The following is a 12,533-nucleotide window of genomic DNA, read 5'->3' as shown; positions in this document are numbered from 1 at the left end:
CATCGCCTCGATCAATCTCTGCACCGATCAGCTGCTGCTGCCGCTGGCGGACCCTGCGCAGATCCTCGGGCTCAGCCGCTTTTCGCATGACGCCTGGCAATCCTGGGCGGCCGACGATGCACGCCGCTTTCCGTCTCTGTCGGGTGGCGCCGAGGATGTGCTGGTGCTGAAGCCCGATGTCGTCGTCACCAGCCTGTTCGACAAGCGCTCGACGCGGGAGCTTCTGAAAGCACAGGGACTGCGGCTCGCCGAATTCTCGGTGCCGCGCAATCTCGACGAAGTGAAGGCCCAGATCCGCGAAATGGGCGAGATCGTCCAGCACCAGGATCGCGCCGCGGCGGATATCGCCCGGCTCGACGCGGCGATGGCGCGGGCGCGTCGCGCCGTGGAGCAAAAGCACTATTCCGTGCTGCCGCTGTCCCGGCGCGGCTGGGTGTCCGGCAGCGACAGCCTGGTCAGTTCGCTGCTGACCGAAACCGGGCTGTTCAATGCGGCCGCTGATCTCGGCGTGGGTACGGGCGGATTCGCCTCGCTGGAAGCGATCGTCGAGGCAAGACCGGATTTTCTGCTGCTGTCGGAGGCCGGCGACCGCGCCGAGGATGACGGCCGCGCCTTCCTGCTGCATCCCGCGCTGGAGCGGTTCTATCCGCTGTCAGGGCGCATCGTGATCCCGGAACGCCTGACCGTGTGCGGCGGCGTGATGCTGGCGGATGCGCTGGACCTGCTGGTTGCGGAATTGCAGCGGGTGGAATCGTCATTGCGAGCGAAGCGAAGCAATCCATAGCTCAGCCCGGGAATAGTTGGATTGCTTCGTCGCTTTTCTCCTCGCAATGACGACAAGCGATGAGCGCCATCTACCCCGTCAGCACCGGGCCGCCGGCCTTCTTCCAGGCATCGATACCGCCGGCGATATGGGCGGTGTTGGCGAGGCCCGCGTCCTTGGCGGCGGCGACCGCCATCGCGGAGCGCTCGCCGAAGGCGCAGAAGAACACGATGCGGCGGCCTGTGGCCGCGGCCACCTCGCGCAGCATGCCGCCAGGCTGCAAGCTTTCACCGATTGCGGGGTAGGGCGCGTGCAGCGCGCCCGGCAGCGTGCCGTGCTTCAAGCGTTCGCTGTTTTCGCGAAGATCGACCAGCAGAATATCGGGGCGGCCGAGGCTGTCGATCGCCTCGCGCGCGGTGAACGAGAGCCCCTGTTTGGCGAGATCGTCCTGATGCAGGCCGACATGCATGTTGGCCGGCACCGCTACATCCATCATCTTCGGATTGGGCAATTTCAGATTGGCCATCAGCTCGATATATTCATCCACCGACTTCACCTGCAGCCGCGGATTGAAGCGCTTCTCCTCGCCGATGGTGGAAACGGTGTCGCCCTTGTAGTCGTGGGCGGGAAACACCAGGGTTTCCTCGGGAAGTTTCAGGAGCCGGTTGAAGATCGAATCGTATTGCGCCCGCGCGCTGCCATTCTGGAAATCGGTGCGCCCGGTACCGCGGATCAACAGCGTATCGCCGGTGAAGACCCGGTCGCCCATCAGGAAGCTGTAGGAATCGTCGGTATGGCCGGGCGTGTACATCACGTCCAGGGCCAGGCCCTCGATCGTCACCTTGTCGCCTTCGGACACGCGCATCGCCACCACGTCGGCCTTGCTCTGCTCGCCCATGATGGTGACGCAATGGGTGCGGTCGCGCAGCTCGCCCAGGCCCGTGACGTGGTCAGCGTGCAGATGGGTGTCGACCGCCTTGACCAGCTTGAGATCGAGTTCGCGCAACAGCTGGCAGTAGCGGTCGACCTTCTCCAGCACGGGGTCGAGGATCAGCGCCTCGCCGCCGGCGCGGCTGGCCAGCAGATAGCTGTAGGTCCCTGAAACGCTGTCGAACAGCTGGCGAAATATCATGTGATGGCCACCGTTTTATCGCAGGACCGCCGATGGCCTGCAGCGTCGCGCGTCCACTAGAAATCGATCTTGTCCCTGATGGCGTCAAGCCCCGCCCTGGCGCACTCCTCGTCCTTGTCGCCGCCGGGGGCGCCGGACACGCCGATGCCGCCGAGCAGGGTGCCGCCGGTTTCGATCGTCAGTCCGCCGCCCAGCAGGGCGACATGAGGCAATTGCGCAATGCCGGCCTCCAGCTGACCGGAGCGAAGGGACTTCGCCAGGTCGCCGGTGGCGCTACGAAAGCTCACCGCCGTATAGGCCTTCCTGACCGCGGTATCCGGTGCGTGCAGCCCGGCAAAGCGATCCCGCAGCATCACCTGCGGCTGGCCGAAGCGGTCCACCACAGCCACCGCGATCTGAAAGCCGTTGTCGCGGCATTTCTTCATCGCGGCCTGCGCCGCCTCGAGTGCTATTTCCGGAGACAGCGATTTATAGACGACGATGGCGTCGTCGCCCGCCAAGGCCGGCGGCATGGCGAGCGCCAGCGTGGCGGCAACGATCAGGGGCGGATATCGCATCGCTGGCCTTTCAAGTCTCGAACGTTCGCTCGTTATGGCCGGACATAGCTCCAGCCCTGCTCCTGCAATTCCATCAGATGCACGACGCCGGAGGGCACGATGGTGGCGTCGGGCACGACCGGGATCGCGTGGCCTTCCGTCTTCTCCATGCCCCGCTTGGTGTTGTTGCAGGCCGAAAACTGGATCTTGCCGGGGAACACCATGTCCTTGAGCCGCTTGATGCGGTCCTGCACCGGCGAGGTGTCGGCGCGCAGCATGTGCAGGCCGGGACCATAGGTGACGACGTCGATGTCCACGTCTTCGTTCTTGCCGCGGTAATATTCGATGATGTTGGTGACGTTGTTCAGCGCCGGATTCATCACCTGCGGATCGTTCTGGTCGACCTCGATGGCGATGTGATGCGGCTTGCCGTCGGCGGCGAAACCGGGTGAGGCAAGCGCCATCGACATCAAGGCGAGGGCCGCACGACAACGAAGAATGCCGCGCATGATCAGAACTCCTTATGGGCGAACCAATGTATAGCCGTTTTCCGTCAATGCCAGGATCTGTCCGACACCGACCTGGACCGGGGTCGCGGCGGGGATGATGTCCGGCCGCTTGCCGGTTTCGCGCTCGATGGTGTCGACGGTATTGAGGCACACGTCGAAGCGCACGCCCTGCGCGACCAGGCTCTCGACTAATTTGCGGTTGGCATTTTCGGGGCGCAGCAGATCGATGCCCGGACCGAAGGTCACCACCTCGATCGCGACCTTGTCGGGATCGTAGGCCTTGAGCAGATTATAGGCGACGCTGATCACGAGGCTTTGCTTTTTCGGATCGTTGTCCGAGAGCTGCAGCGCGATGCGGTGCTCGGCGAACGGCTTGTCCGGCAGCGGCGCCGGCTGGGCGCGTGCCGAGGAAATTGTTGCCGCCATCACGGCGCCGCCGAGCGCGCGCAGGATGAAGAGTCGATATCCGGCGAAATGTCTCATCCCTGTCCTGCGATTCCCGGGTTGTCGTCGATGCCCTTCAAAGTGACGCCAGTGCCGCGCGCTTCCGGCATCTTCCCGGAGCCGAGATGCCTGGCAAAGACTTCCCACACCGGTTTGCCCTGCTGCTCGTTGACCGAAGCCCATCCGGCGACCTTATAGGGCTTGCCGGCCTCCATTGGACGGCCGTTGTGGAGCTTCACGTCGGAAATCCGCCGCCCGACGCTTTCGGCGGGCGTGCAGGTATAGGTGAAGCCGCCGACCCGGACCATGTCGCCGCCCTGCTGATGATAGGGGTCGGCATTGAAGAGATTGTCGCAGACATCCTCGAGGATATCCTTGATCTGGCCGCCGGTCATGCTGGTGAGGTAGGTTTCCGGATAGGTGACGGCGGTTTCCGACAACACGTCCTCCATCGTGACCGGCTGGCCCGGCAGGATGCTGTTGCCCCAGCGAAAGCCCGGCGACAGCGCGATCTCGGCGTCGAATTCCGAGAGAAGCGCGTCGCAGATCAGCTGATCCACCGTGCCGCCGAAATTGCCGCGGCGATAGAGCAGGCGATCGGCGGTGATGATCTTCTCGGCATAGGTCGCCGCATGGGGGCTGCGCATCTTTTCGATCAGCGCCGCCATCGCCGGATCCGGTTTCAGCAATTCCGAGAACACCGGCAGCAGCCGGTAGCGGACATCGCTGACCTTGCCCTTTGTCAGTTCGAGATCGAGCACGCCGAGGAATTTCCCGCTCGAACCGGCATTGGTGACGAGCGTGGTGCCGCCGGCATTGGTCACGGGGATCGGCTGCGGCACGGCGTCATGGGTATGTCCGCCGAGGATGACGTCGATGCCGCTGACTTTGCCCGCGAGCTTGAGATCGACGTCCATGCCGTTATGCGACAACAGCACGACGGCATCGACCTTGTCGTTGCTCCGCAAGCCGTTGACCAGTTTCTGCAGTTCTTCGTCGCGAATGCCAAAAGTCCAGTCGGGCGTGAATCGCCTGGGATGCGCGATCGGTACATAGGGAAACGCCTGCCCGATAACCGCGACGCGGTAGCTGCCGATTTTCTTGATGGTGGCCGGTTTGAACACGCGTCCGGAAGCGGAATCGAAGGCCTTGGCGTCGTTGAAGGCGGCTTCCTCGGTGAGGAAGACGTTTTGGGCCAGGAATTCGCCCTTGAAACGGTCGAGATTGGCGCGCAGCGCGGCTTCGCCATAGGTGAATTCCCAGTGCCCGGTCATCGCCTCGATGCCGAGCAGATTGGCGGCTTCCACCATGTCCGCGCCCTGCATGGTGTTGGCGAGGCCCGTGCCCTGCCATAGATCTCCGCCGTCGAGCAGCAGCGCGTTTTCGGGGCCGGCATCGCTGCGCAGGCGATCGATCAGCGTCTTCAGATGGGCGAAGCCGCCGAGCTTACCGAAACGGGCGGCGGATTTCTCGAAATCGAGAAAGGTGAAGGCGTAGGCGTCGGCGGAGTCCGGCTTGATGCCGAAGCGCGCGAGAAAGGCGCGGCCGACCAGATGCGGCGGCTTGCCGGCCATCGCGCCGATCCCGAGATTGACGCTCGGCTCGCGAAAATACACCGGCAACAGCTGCGCATGGGTGTCGGTCATGTGCAGGATGCGCGCATTGCCGAAGCGCTCGAGGTCGTAGATGCCGGAATTGTCGGCGGCGCGCGAGAACCGCGGCAGCGCCGGCGAGAGCGCGGTGGCGCCCGCAAGCGCGATAAATTCCCGGCGGCGGATGGTCATGCGATATCTCTCCGCCTCAAAAGGGGCGCTAGTGTATTTCGAGCGCTTTCCAGGCGTCTTTTTCGCTCCGTGCCTGGTAGATCGAGGCCTTTGCCAATGCTTCGGCTTCCTGCGATGACGCAACGGCCGTGTCGAAGTCGCCGGCCTCCGCGGCCTTTTTCGCAGCCGCCAGCGCCGCCGCCGTCGGCGTCCATTGATTGCGCAAGGAGGCCGCCTGCTTGTTGGCGGCTTCCGCCGCGGCATAGGCGGCCTTGAAATCGGCCTCGGAGGCGCCAGCGAGCGCGGACGCTGCACCGGCGATCAGCATAGTCGTTGCCAGCGCAAGCGATTTCAGCACGTTGGCTCTCCCGGTCCCGCTCATGGGCGCGCTCCCGGACCGGAGACCGGCAAGCCGTTGCTGACATAGGATAGGTAATATTCGAGATCGCGATACTCGTCGGATTGCGGCTCCAGTGGCACGCCGCGAATCTGGCTGTTGCAGGTGGTGAAGCGCCGGCTGATTGTGCCCATGCCGCCCCATTCGGAGCGATAGATCGGCATCGCGTTGAGGATTCCGAGCGCAGGCGCCAGCACTTCGGCGCGGATCCGCTCGCCCGGATTCTGCACATGGCAGCTCGCGCAGGAGAAATTGAGCTGGCCGCGCCGCGTATAGAAATAGCGCTTGCCGTTCTCATACGCTTCCAGCGCGCGGGGGTCGTTGGGGATCTTGATGTCGAACGGCTTGCCGCGCGAGGTGAACGCCATATAGGCCGTCAGCGCTGCCATCTCGTCCTTCACATAGGAGAAGGGCGCCTCGCCATTGGCCTCGCGGCAGCGGTTCAATGCCAGCTCCAGCGTGACGACCTTGCCTTCCTTCTCGTCGAAGGTGGGATAGTTCTGCCGGATGCCGATGCCCTGGTTCGGAAAGCAGTCCGCGTAGCTCTTGCCGTTCTTGAACGGTTTGGCGAACATCTCCTTGCCCAGATCGAGCGAGAAGTCATAGGGCGGGAACTGTTCCTTCTCTTCCCATTGCCGGTGCATGTCCTCGTTCATCGAGTACGGACCGTTGACGAAATCGTCCAGTTTCACCTTGGGAAATTTCTCGGTGAAGAATTTCTGGAAAGCCTTGGCGTCCGCGGCCGGGTCGGGCGTGTCGGCGGCAACCGCGAACGGCATGGCGCCGAACGAAAGCGCTGCCAGCGCGAGAGCGGCCGAGGCAAAATGGATCGCGGATCGCACGTTCACTTCTCCACCAATGGCGTTTTCAAGCGAAGTGGGCACCGGTTCGCGTGAAGAAAACACGTCAAAAAGAAAAACCGGCAACGACTACTGAATTTTCGCCGTCGTGGTGTCGCTGGCGCCCTTGTTGTCGACCCAGCTGATTTTCAGGTCGTCGCCCTTCTTGCCGCCCTTGAAGCTGAACTTGACATAGGGGTCCTTGGAGACCGCCGGTCCCCAGTCGGCCAGGAACACGTTCTTGCCGTCATGTTCGAAGGTCAGTTGCTGGATGAAATGCGGCGGGATCAGGTCGCCCTTGGCGTCCTTGACGTAACCGGAATCCATCGGGTGCTGGATCAGGGCCTGGACTTCGGTGGTCTCTCCGCTGGAGGTCGCGCGCACGCGAATGGTCGATGCCATCGTAATTCTCCTTCAGGTGTCCCGTTAGCCGCCGCAGCCGCCGACGGTGACTTTGACTTCCTTAGCTGTGCTGTAGAGCTTGCCGCCGGCTTCCACGATCGCGATCACATTGGTGGTCTTCGCCATTTTCAGGCGGTTCGCCACGCTCGGCAAGGTGCCTGCCGGAATCAGGTAGAATGCAGCAAGCGCGTTCGGATTTTCCGCGACAAGAATGGAGATCGAGGTCACATTCTCCAGCGTCGAACTCACCGAGATCGGGACCACCGCGCCGTTCTCGGCGATTTCAGGCGCATCCATCTTGACCTTGTCCGACGGTTCGGCGGTCTTGCCGTAGAGCGCCTTGACGGCGTCCGCGTCGCTCTTCTGCTTGAACGCGTCCTCCGGATATTTGTCGTTGGCCGCGGCGAAGGCCGGGGCAACGCTGAACGGAAGGTTGCCGAGCCCGATCAGCGCGACGCTTGCCGCGCCTTTCAGCATCAGGCGGCGCGTGGCCGGGAAGCCGTCGTGAGTGGTCGTCATCGAAATTCTCCTAAAAGGCGCGGCTCGCCGCTAGAGCGTCTGCAGGAAATCCACCACCGCATTGATTTCCGGCTCGGTCAAAATCCGGTTTCGTCCGAACGGAGGCATCACGGTCTGCGGGTTGCGCTTGGTTTCATCTGATATGATCGCGACGAGGTCGTTGCGATCGGGATACTTGCTCTTGATGTCCTTCAGCTCCGGTCCGATGGTGCCGGGAAGGTCGCCGCCCTTGATGACGTGGCAGGTCAGGCAATTGCCCTTTCCGCGATCGAAGGCGAGCTTTTGGCCCTCAGACACAGCGGACTGCGCGCACGCCGGGCCGGCGGAGGCGAGCGCGCCAATCGCTAGCGCCAATGCGGCAATCCGGACGGGCCTGGTTGAGTGTTTGTCGGTCAAGGCGTTTCCCGCGTGCTCATTTCGGTTGCATCGTGTCGAGCGGTCCGGTCGTGCGCGGCGTCAGGCCGTTGCCTTCGGCGGTCGACATGATCTTGACGCTGGCAGGGTCGGCACATGCGTTCATGCACGGCTTGGACGTTGTATCAGGTCTTGGGTCGGTCCAGATGAAATGGTCGCGGTTGGGCATTTTGACTTTCGGCAAACTGTCGCGGTCGGCAACGAATTCACTGGGGACGAGGTCGTTGAGGTTTAGAATATAGGCCGTCAAAGCATAAACGTCATCCGCTGACAATGTGTGCGGCGCGGGCATCGGCATGGCCCGGTTAATGTAATCGAACAAAGTCGGCGCAAACGGCCAGTAGCTGCCGACCGTGAGCTCCGGACGGTCGTTTTTAAGCGTCCCGGCGCCACCCACGAGTTTGGGAAAACGGCCTTCGCCTTCGCCGAAAGTTCCATGACAGGCGGCGCATTGGTCCGCGAATACCTCCGTGCCCCGCTCGACCGTGCCTTTGCCGGGCGGCAGACCCAGGCCGTCGTCGCCGCGCGCATCGATATCCCAGCCGGCGATCTCTGCGGGTGTAGCGGTCTTGCCATAACCGAAATGTCCGGGCTCTGCTGCGCTTGCGAAGGCGCCCGCGGCGGCGGCGATGCCGAGCAGCAGCGAAAGCTTACGCGAGCTGAACATCGAACACGCTCCCGTCCGGCTTGACCTGCCAGGTCTGGATCGAATTGTTGTGATAGACCGAATTCGATCCGCGCTGCTTTCGCAGGTCGGCAATCGTCGGCTGCACATAGCCGGTTTCATCGATCACCCGCGATTGCAGCAGCGCCGGCTGGCCGTCCCACTGCCACGGCAACGTGAATTTCGTCAGTGCCTTCGACAGCACCGGCTCGTGCAGCCGCGCGGTCTGCCAATTGACGCCGCCGTCGGTGGAGACGTCGACCCGCTTGACCTTGCCGTTGCCGGTCCACGCCAGTCCCCGGATTTCATAGAGGCTAGGGCCGGCAAGCGGCTTTTCCGGGCAGGGGAAGGTGATGACGGATTTGGCGTCGATCAGCCAGGTGAAGCCGCGCGAGGTGCCGTCCGGCATCAGATCGGTATATTTCGAGGTCTCTTCGCGCGAATACCACGGCTTGTCGCCGAGCTTGATGCGGCGCAGCCATTTGATGTTGACGTTGCCCTCCCAGCCCGGCACCACCAGCCGCAGCGGATAGCCCTGTTCCGGCCGCAGCGCCTCGCCGTTCTGCGCATAGACCACGAGGCAGTCGTCGAGGCATTTATCGAGCGGCAGGCTGCGGTTCATATGCGCGCCGTCGGCGCCCTCGACCAGCACCCATTTTGCCTCTTTCTTGATGCCGACTTCTTCCAGCAGCGTCGAAAGCCGCACGCCCGTCCACTCCGCGCAGGAGATCATGCCGTGATTGAACTGCAGCGAATTGATTTGCGAGGCGCGCCATTCCATGCCGCCATTGGCCGGGCATTCGATGAAATGGATCCGCGTGACCTGCGGAAAGCGCACGATGTCCTTCATGGTGAGGATCAGCGGGCGTTCGACCAGGCCATGGATCATCAGCCGGTGCTGGTCCGGATCGATGTCCGGACGTCCCGCATGATGGCGCTCGAAGAACAATCCGTTCGGCGTGATGATGCCGTGCAGATCCTGCAGCGGCGAAAAGCTGATGGAAGATTGCGTGCCGGCGGTCAGCCACGGCACGTTGCGCCTGATCACGCCGGCCTCGAAGTCAGCCGGCCGGCCATAGGGCCTATCGACCACGCCGGGCCCGAGCGCTTGCGACCACGGGGGATCCGCGGGCGGAAAAGCGGGCACCGGTTCGGCGGCATTGCCCGGTTTCAGGCCGAGCGCGAGGCCGCCGGTCAGTGCGGCGCCCAGGCCCAGAAACGAGCGCCGGCCGAGCTGCTGCGCGGAGACGCCGGCGGGCTTCGGCAGAACGGACATGCTACGCCAGAGGTCTGAGCGCACGCTTCCTTCCCTTCACGGTCCTGTCGCCGCAACGTTCATTGCTTTTTGGCAGACCTATCGACATCAGCTAATTTAGTCAATGCTAAATTATGGCCGGCGCGGTAATGTGATTGCAGCGGCTTCGCGGGCGCGGCCGGCAAGTTCGGGACAGAAGCGATGAGAGCAGTTGCGACAGCGGCGACAAGGAAAGCCGCCGAAACGAGCGCCGCCGATGCGGCCGATCTGAAGAAGCTTGCAAGACAGGCCGGCGACGCCGCGCAGCTTCTGAAACTGCTCGGCAACGAAAAGCGCCTGCTGGTGCTTTGTTTTCTTGCTGCGCGCGGCGAGATGACGGTGGGCGAACTCGTCGGCGTGGCCAAGCTCAGCCAATCCGCGCTGTCGCAGCATCTCGCGCGGTTGCGCGTCGACGGGCTGGTGGCGTTCCGCCGGACATCGCAGACGTTGCACTACCGCGTTGCCGACAAGCGAGCGCTGCGGATCATGCAGGTGCTCAAGGAAATCTACTGCGGAACCATCAAGTGAAGCGAATTCTGATCGCCGCGTTGTTCGCGACATGCGCAGCCGTTGCGGCTGGCGCGCAAACCGTTTCGCCTTATCCGCCGCTGACGATCCCGCTGAGGATCGATCAGGTTCCGGGCAAGCCGGTCTGGTACTCAACGGGAAATCCCGGCATTCCCGGCAAGGATAATGAAGGCAATACCTCCAACGCCGGCTTTGTCGTGACGTCCGACGGCGTCGTGGTGTTCGATGCGCTGGGCACGCCGAGCCTCGGCTGGGCGCTGCTGCAGGAAATCCGCAAGGTTAGCGACAAGAAGATCCGTTACGTGGTCTTGAGCCACTATCATGCCGATCACATCTATGGACTGCAGGCATTCAGGGATCACAGCGACGCGCTCGTCGTCGCGCAGGAACGCTCCGGCGAATACAAAGACAACGAAGAGACCGCCGACGAGAAGGCGAACCAGCGCCTTGAGCAGCGGCGCGGCGCGCTGTTCCCGTGGGTCGACGCCAATACCCGCGTGGTTCCGCCGGACATCACCTTCAGCGAGCGCATGACGATCGCGCTCGGCGACCGGCGGCTGACCCTGCTTTATGCGGGCCCGGCGCACTCCTCCAGCGACATCATGATGATGGTCGAGCCGGACGGGGTGTTGTTCGCCGGCGATATCGTGCAGAACGGCCGCATCCCCTTCATGAACAGCGACGACGTCTCCACCACGCAATGGCTGCGCGCGCTCGACGAGGTGGCGAAACTCGACCCGAAATTCATCGTTCCTGGCCATGGCAGGACGTCGACCGAAGCCAGGCAGGCGATCGCCTTCACCCGCGATTACATTCAATACCTGCGGGACAGGATGACCGCCGCCGTCCAGAACTGGACCGATTTCGACGTCGCCTATGCGCAGGCGGACTGGTCGAAATACCGGGATATGCCGGCGTTTGCGAGCAACAACCGCGGCAATGCCTACCGGATTTATCTGGAACTCGAGCAATCGCAGTTCAAAGCTGATAAACCCTGATCGAGCAATTCCTTCGGATCAGGCGAGGCTGACATGGCTGATTATGTCGTGGAATTCGGCAAGGACGGCAGGCGGGTCGAACCAGACGGCCGGCTCGACGCGCCGGCGTTCCACCGCAATCACGAGGCGATCCGGGCCGTGTTGTTGCGGTTCCTCGCCGGTAAATCCGGCGACGTGGTCGAGGCCGGCAGCGGCACCGGCCAGCATGTGGTCGATTTTGCCCGTCACATGCCCGGCATCACTTGGTGGCCGAGCGATCTCAACGAACAACATCTCAAGAGCATCGCGGCGTGGCGGGCGCATGAGGGGCTTGAAAATATCCGTCCGCCGCTGCGGATCGACCTGTCCGATCCGGAGTGGTGCCCGCAGATGCACGACGGCAGCGGCCCCAGGAATTTGCAGGCGGTGTTTTGCGCCAATGTGATCCACATTGCGCCGTGGCGGGTCGCGGAAGGGCTGTTCGCGGGCGCCGGGCGATATCTGCCCGCGGACGGGCGGCTGTTCTTGTATGGACCGTTCAAGCGCGGCGGCAAGCACACCGCCATCAGCAACGCGGTGTTCGACACCAGTCTGCGCGAAGGCAATCCCGAATGGGGCGTGCGCGACATCGAGGCGCTGGAAACGCTGGCTGGCGCTGCCGGTCTTGTCCTCGTGGAAATCGCCGAGATGCCCGCCAACAACCTGATTCTGGTGTTCGAGCGGCCGAAAGCAACCTGAATCCGGGCGCATGGCGCACGCCCGTTTACGTCGGTTGATCGGGCAGAAACCTCCGTTCATAGTGGCGGGAATCAATGAGGCCGGTGCAACCGGCCTCGTCGGGCGGAAACTGGAATGATCGACCTAACTGCAGCCGAGGAGATTGCCGACGACGCCCGCGCGCGATCCAACGTGGTGCGACTGGCGGCGGCGCAGGCGCTGACCGGAGCCAACTCGGCCGTGATCTTCGCCACCGGTTCGATCGTCGGCGCGACGCTGGCGCCGGATATCTCGCTCGCGACCGTGCCGCTCTCGATGTATGTGCTGGGGTTGGCGGCCGGCACCCTCCCGACCGGCGCCATCTCGCGCGCCTATGGCCGCCGCACCGCCTTTGTCATCGGCACCGGCTGCGGCGTCGCGACCGGCCTGCTCGGGGCGTTCGCCATCCTTCACGCTTCGTTTGCGCTGTTCTGCTGCGCGACCTTTCTCGGCGGACTCTACGGTGCGGTGTCGCAATCCTACCGCTTCGCCGCCGCCGACGGCGCCAGCGCGGCGTTCCGCCCCAAGGCCGTGTCGTGGGTGATGGCCGGCGGGGTGTTCGCCGGCGTGCTCGGCCCGCAGCTCGTGCAGTGGAC

17 protein-coding genes are annotated in these 12,533 nt (G+C 63.4%); 5 read left to right on the top strand and 12 right to left on the bottom strand.

All coding sequences use genetic code 11. From position 1 onward, the window contains the following. Position 1: 1 nt before the first annotated feature. Positions 2-784 carry an ABC transporter substrate-binding protein gene (locus QZ213_RS15035; protein WP_291686870.1) on the top strand — a complete coding sequence of 261 codons (783 nt, stop codon included), beginning with the start codon at positions 2-4 and terminating at the stop codon, positions 782-784. A 70-nt stretch (positions 785-854) separates the two neighbouring features. Here QZ213_RS15035 and QZ213_RS15030 read toward each other — a convergent pair whose 3' ends face one another. From QZ213_RS15030 to soxC, 12 genes are all read right to left on the bottom strand, one after another. Further along, positions 855-1,895, bottom strand: coding sequence for an MBL fold metallo-hydrolase (locus QZ213_RS15030; RefSeq protein WP_291686869.1), 1,041 nt, complete (start codon positions 1,893-1,895; stop codon positions 855-857). A 56-nt stretch (positions 1,896-1,951) separates the two neighbouring features. Then, positions 1,952-2,452, bottom strand: coding sequence for a heme-binding protein (locus tag QZ213_RS15025; protein WP_291686868.1), 501 nt, complete (start codon positions 2,450-2,452; stop codon positions 1,952-1,954). A gap of 32 nt (positions 2,453-2,484) precedes the next feature. Then, positions 2,485-2,940: a DsrE family protein gene (locus QZ213_RS15020; protein WP_291686867.1), complete on the bottom strand. Its 456-nt coding sequence runs from the start codon at positions 2,938-2,940 to the stop codon at positions 2,485-2,487. Between the two features lie 12 nt (positions 2,941-2,952). After that, positions 2,953-3,366, bottom strand: coding sequence for a hypothetical protein (locus tag QZ213_RS15015; RefSeq protein ID WP_291686874.1), 414 nt, complete (start codon positions 3,364-3,366; stop codon positions 2,953-2,955). Between the two features lie 53 nt (positions 3,367-3,419). Beyond that, positions 3,420-5,168: a thiosulfohydrolase SoxB gene (gene soxB / locus QZ213_RS15010; RefSeq protein ID WP_291686866.1), complete on the bottom strand. Its 1,749-nt coding sequence runs from the start codon at positions 5,166-5,168 to the stop codon at positions 3,420-3,422. Between the two features lie 28 nt (positions 5,169-5,196). Beyond that, positions 5,197-5,475: a hypothetical protein gene (locus QZ213_RS15005; RefSeq protein ID WP_291686873.1), complete on the bottom strand. Its 279-nt coding sequence runs from the start codon at positions 5,473-5,475 to the stop codon at positions 5,197-5,199. Positions 5,476-5,525: 50 nt separating this feature from the next. After that, on the bottom strand, positions 5,526-6,323 hold the full coding sequence (soxA, locus tag QZ213_RS15000; RefSeq protein WP_291686872.1) for a sulfur oxidation c-type cytochrome SoxA: 798 nt from the start codon (positions 6,321-6,323) through the stop codon (positions 5,526-5,528). 150 nt (positions 6,324-6,473) lie between these two features. Then, complete coding sequence (soxZ, locus tag QZ213_RS14995; protein ID WP_291686865.1) at positions 6,474-6,785, bottom strand: thiosulfate oxidation carrier complex protein SoxZ; 312 nt, start codon at positions 6,783-6,785, stop codon at positions 6,474-6,476. A 24-nt stretch (positions 6,786-6,809) separates the two neighbouring features. After that, a complete protein-coding gene (gene soxY, locus QZ213_RS14990) occupies positions 6,810-7,304 on the bottom strand; it encodes a thiosulfate oxidation carrier protein SoxY (protein ID WP_291686864.1) in 495 nt (164 codons plus the stop codon). Between the two features lie 30 nt (positions 7,305-7,334). Further along, positions 7,335-7,667 carry a sulfur oxidation c-type cytochrome SoxX gene (gene soxX / locus QZ213_RS14985; protein WP_291686871.1) on the bottom strand — a complete coding sequence of 111 codons (333 nt, stop codon included), beginning with the start codon at positions 7,665-7,667 and terminating at the stop codon, positions 7,335-7,337. A 49-nt stretch (positions 7,668-7,716) separates the two neighbouring features. Next, positions 7,717-8,385, bottom strand: a complete 669-nt coding sequence (locus QZ213_RS14980; protein WP_291686863.1) for a cytochrome c — start codon at positions 8,383-8,385, stop codon at positions 7,717-7,719. Beyond that, positions 8,369-9,658, bottom strand: a complete 1,290-nt coding sequence (gene soxC / locus QZ213_RS14975; RefSeq protein ID WP_291686862.1) for a sulfite dehydrogenase — start codon at positions 9,656-9,658, stop codon at positions 8,369-8,371. The genes QZ213_RS14980 and soxC overlap by 17 nt, the downstream gene beginning before the upstream one ends. 180 nt (positions 9,659-9,838) lie before the next feature. On the opposite strand from soxC, the gene QZ213_RS14970 reads away from it, so the two are divergent. From QZ213_RS14970 to QZ213_RS14955, 4 genes are all read left to right on the top strand, one after another. Further along, positions 9,839-10,204 (top strand): metalloregulator ArsR/SmtB family transcription factor, encoded by a 366-nt coding sequence (locus QZ213_RS14970; RefSeq protein WP_291686861.1) that lies wholly within the window; start codon positions 9,839-9,841, stop codon positions 10,202-10,204. Then, positions 10,201-11,202, top strand: coding sequence for an MBL fold metallo-hydrolase (locus QZ213_RS14965; RefSeq protein WP_291686860.1), 1,002 nt, complete (start codon positions 10,201-10,203; stop codon positions 11,200-11,202). Before QZ213_RS14970 ends, QZ213_RS14965 begins: the two co-directional genes overlap by 4 nt. A 33-nt stretch (positions 11,203-11,235) precedes the next feature. Further along, positions 11,236-11,919 carry a DUF938 domain-containing protein gene (locus QZ213_RS14960; RefSeq protein ID WP_291686859.1) on the top strand — a complete coding sequence of 228 codons (684 nt, stop codon included), beginning with the start codon at positions 11,236-11,238 and terminating at the stop codon, positions 11,917-11,919. A gap of 114 nt (positions 11,920-12,033) precedes the next feature. After that, on the top strand, positions 12,034-12,533 hold a 500-nt coding region (locus QZ213_RS14955), incomplete at its 3' end, for an MFS transporter (RefSeq protein ID WP_291686858.1).

The sequence above is a fragment of the Bradyrhizobium sp. genome, assembly GCF_017881085.1.
Lineage (GTDB): Bacteria > Pseudomonadota > Alphaproteobacteria > Rhizobiales > Xanthobacteraceae > Bradyrhizobium.
The sequence above is the reverse complement of the archived record's forward strand: the minus strand, read 5'-3'. Positions and strand labels throughout refer to the sequence as shown.

Coding starts and splice junctions, on each gene's coding strand:
- soxY (WP_291686864.1), bottom strand. CDS start 7,304: ATGACGACCACTCACGACGGCTTCCCGGCCACGCGCCGCCTGATGCTG.
- QZ213_RS15015 (WP_291686874.1), bottom strand. CDS start 3,366: ATGGCGGCAACAATTTCCTCGGCACGCGCCCAGCCGGCGCCGCTGCCG.
- QZ213_RS14970 (WP_291686861.1), top strand. CDS start 9,839: ATGAGAGCAGTTGCGACAGCGGCGACAAGGAAAGCCGCCGAAACGAGC.
- QZ213_RS14960 (WP_291686859.1), top strand. CDS start 11,236: ATGGCTGATTATGTCGTGGAATTCGGCAAGGACGGCAGGCGGGTCGAA.
- soxB (WP_291686866.1), bottom strand. CDS start 5,168: ATGACCATCCGCCGCCGGGAATTTATCGCGCTTGCGGGCGCCACCGCG.
- soxZ (WP_291686865.1), bottom strand. CDS start 6,785: ATGGCATCGACCATTCGCGTGCGCGCGACCTCCAGCGGAGAGACCACC.
- soxC (WP_291686862.1), bottom strand. CDS start 9,658: ATGTCCGTTCTGCCGAAGCCCGCCGGCGTCTCCGCGCAGCAGCTCGGC.
- QZ213_RS14980 (WP_291686863.1), bottom strand. CDS start 8,385: ATGTTCAGCTCGCGTAAGCTTTCGCTGCTGCTCGGCATCGCCGCCGCC.
- QZ213_RS15020 (WP_291686867.1), bottom strand. CDS start 2,940: ATGCGCGGCATTCTTCGTTGTCGTGCGGCCCTCGCCTTGATGTCGATG.
- QZ213_RS15025 (WP_291686868.1), bottom strand. CDS start 2,452: ATGCGATATCCGCCCCTGATCGTTGCCGCCACGCTGGCGCTCGCCATG.
- QZ213_RS15030 (WP_291686869.1), bottom strand. CDS start 1,895: ATGATATTTCGCCAGCTGTTCGACAGCGTTTCAGGGACCTACAGCTAT.
- soxA (WP_291686872.1), bottom strand. CDS start 6,323: ATGCCGTTCGCGGTTGCCGCCGACACGCCCGACCCGGCCGCGGACGCC.
- QZ213_RS15005 (WP_291686873.1), bottom strand. CDS start 5,475: ATGCTGATCGCCGGTGCAGCGTCCGCGCTCGCTGGCGCCTCCGAGGCC.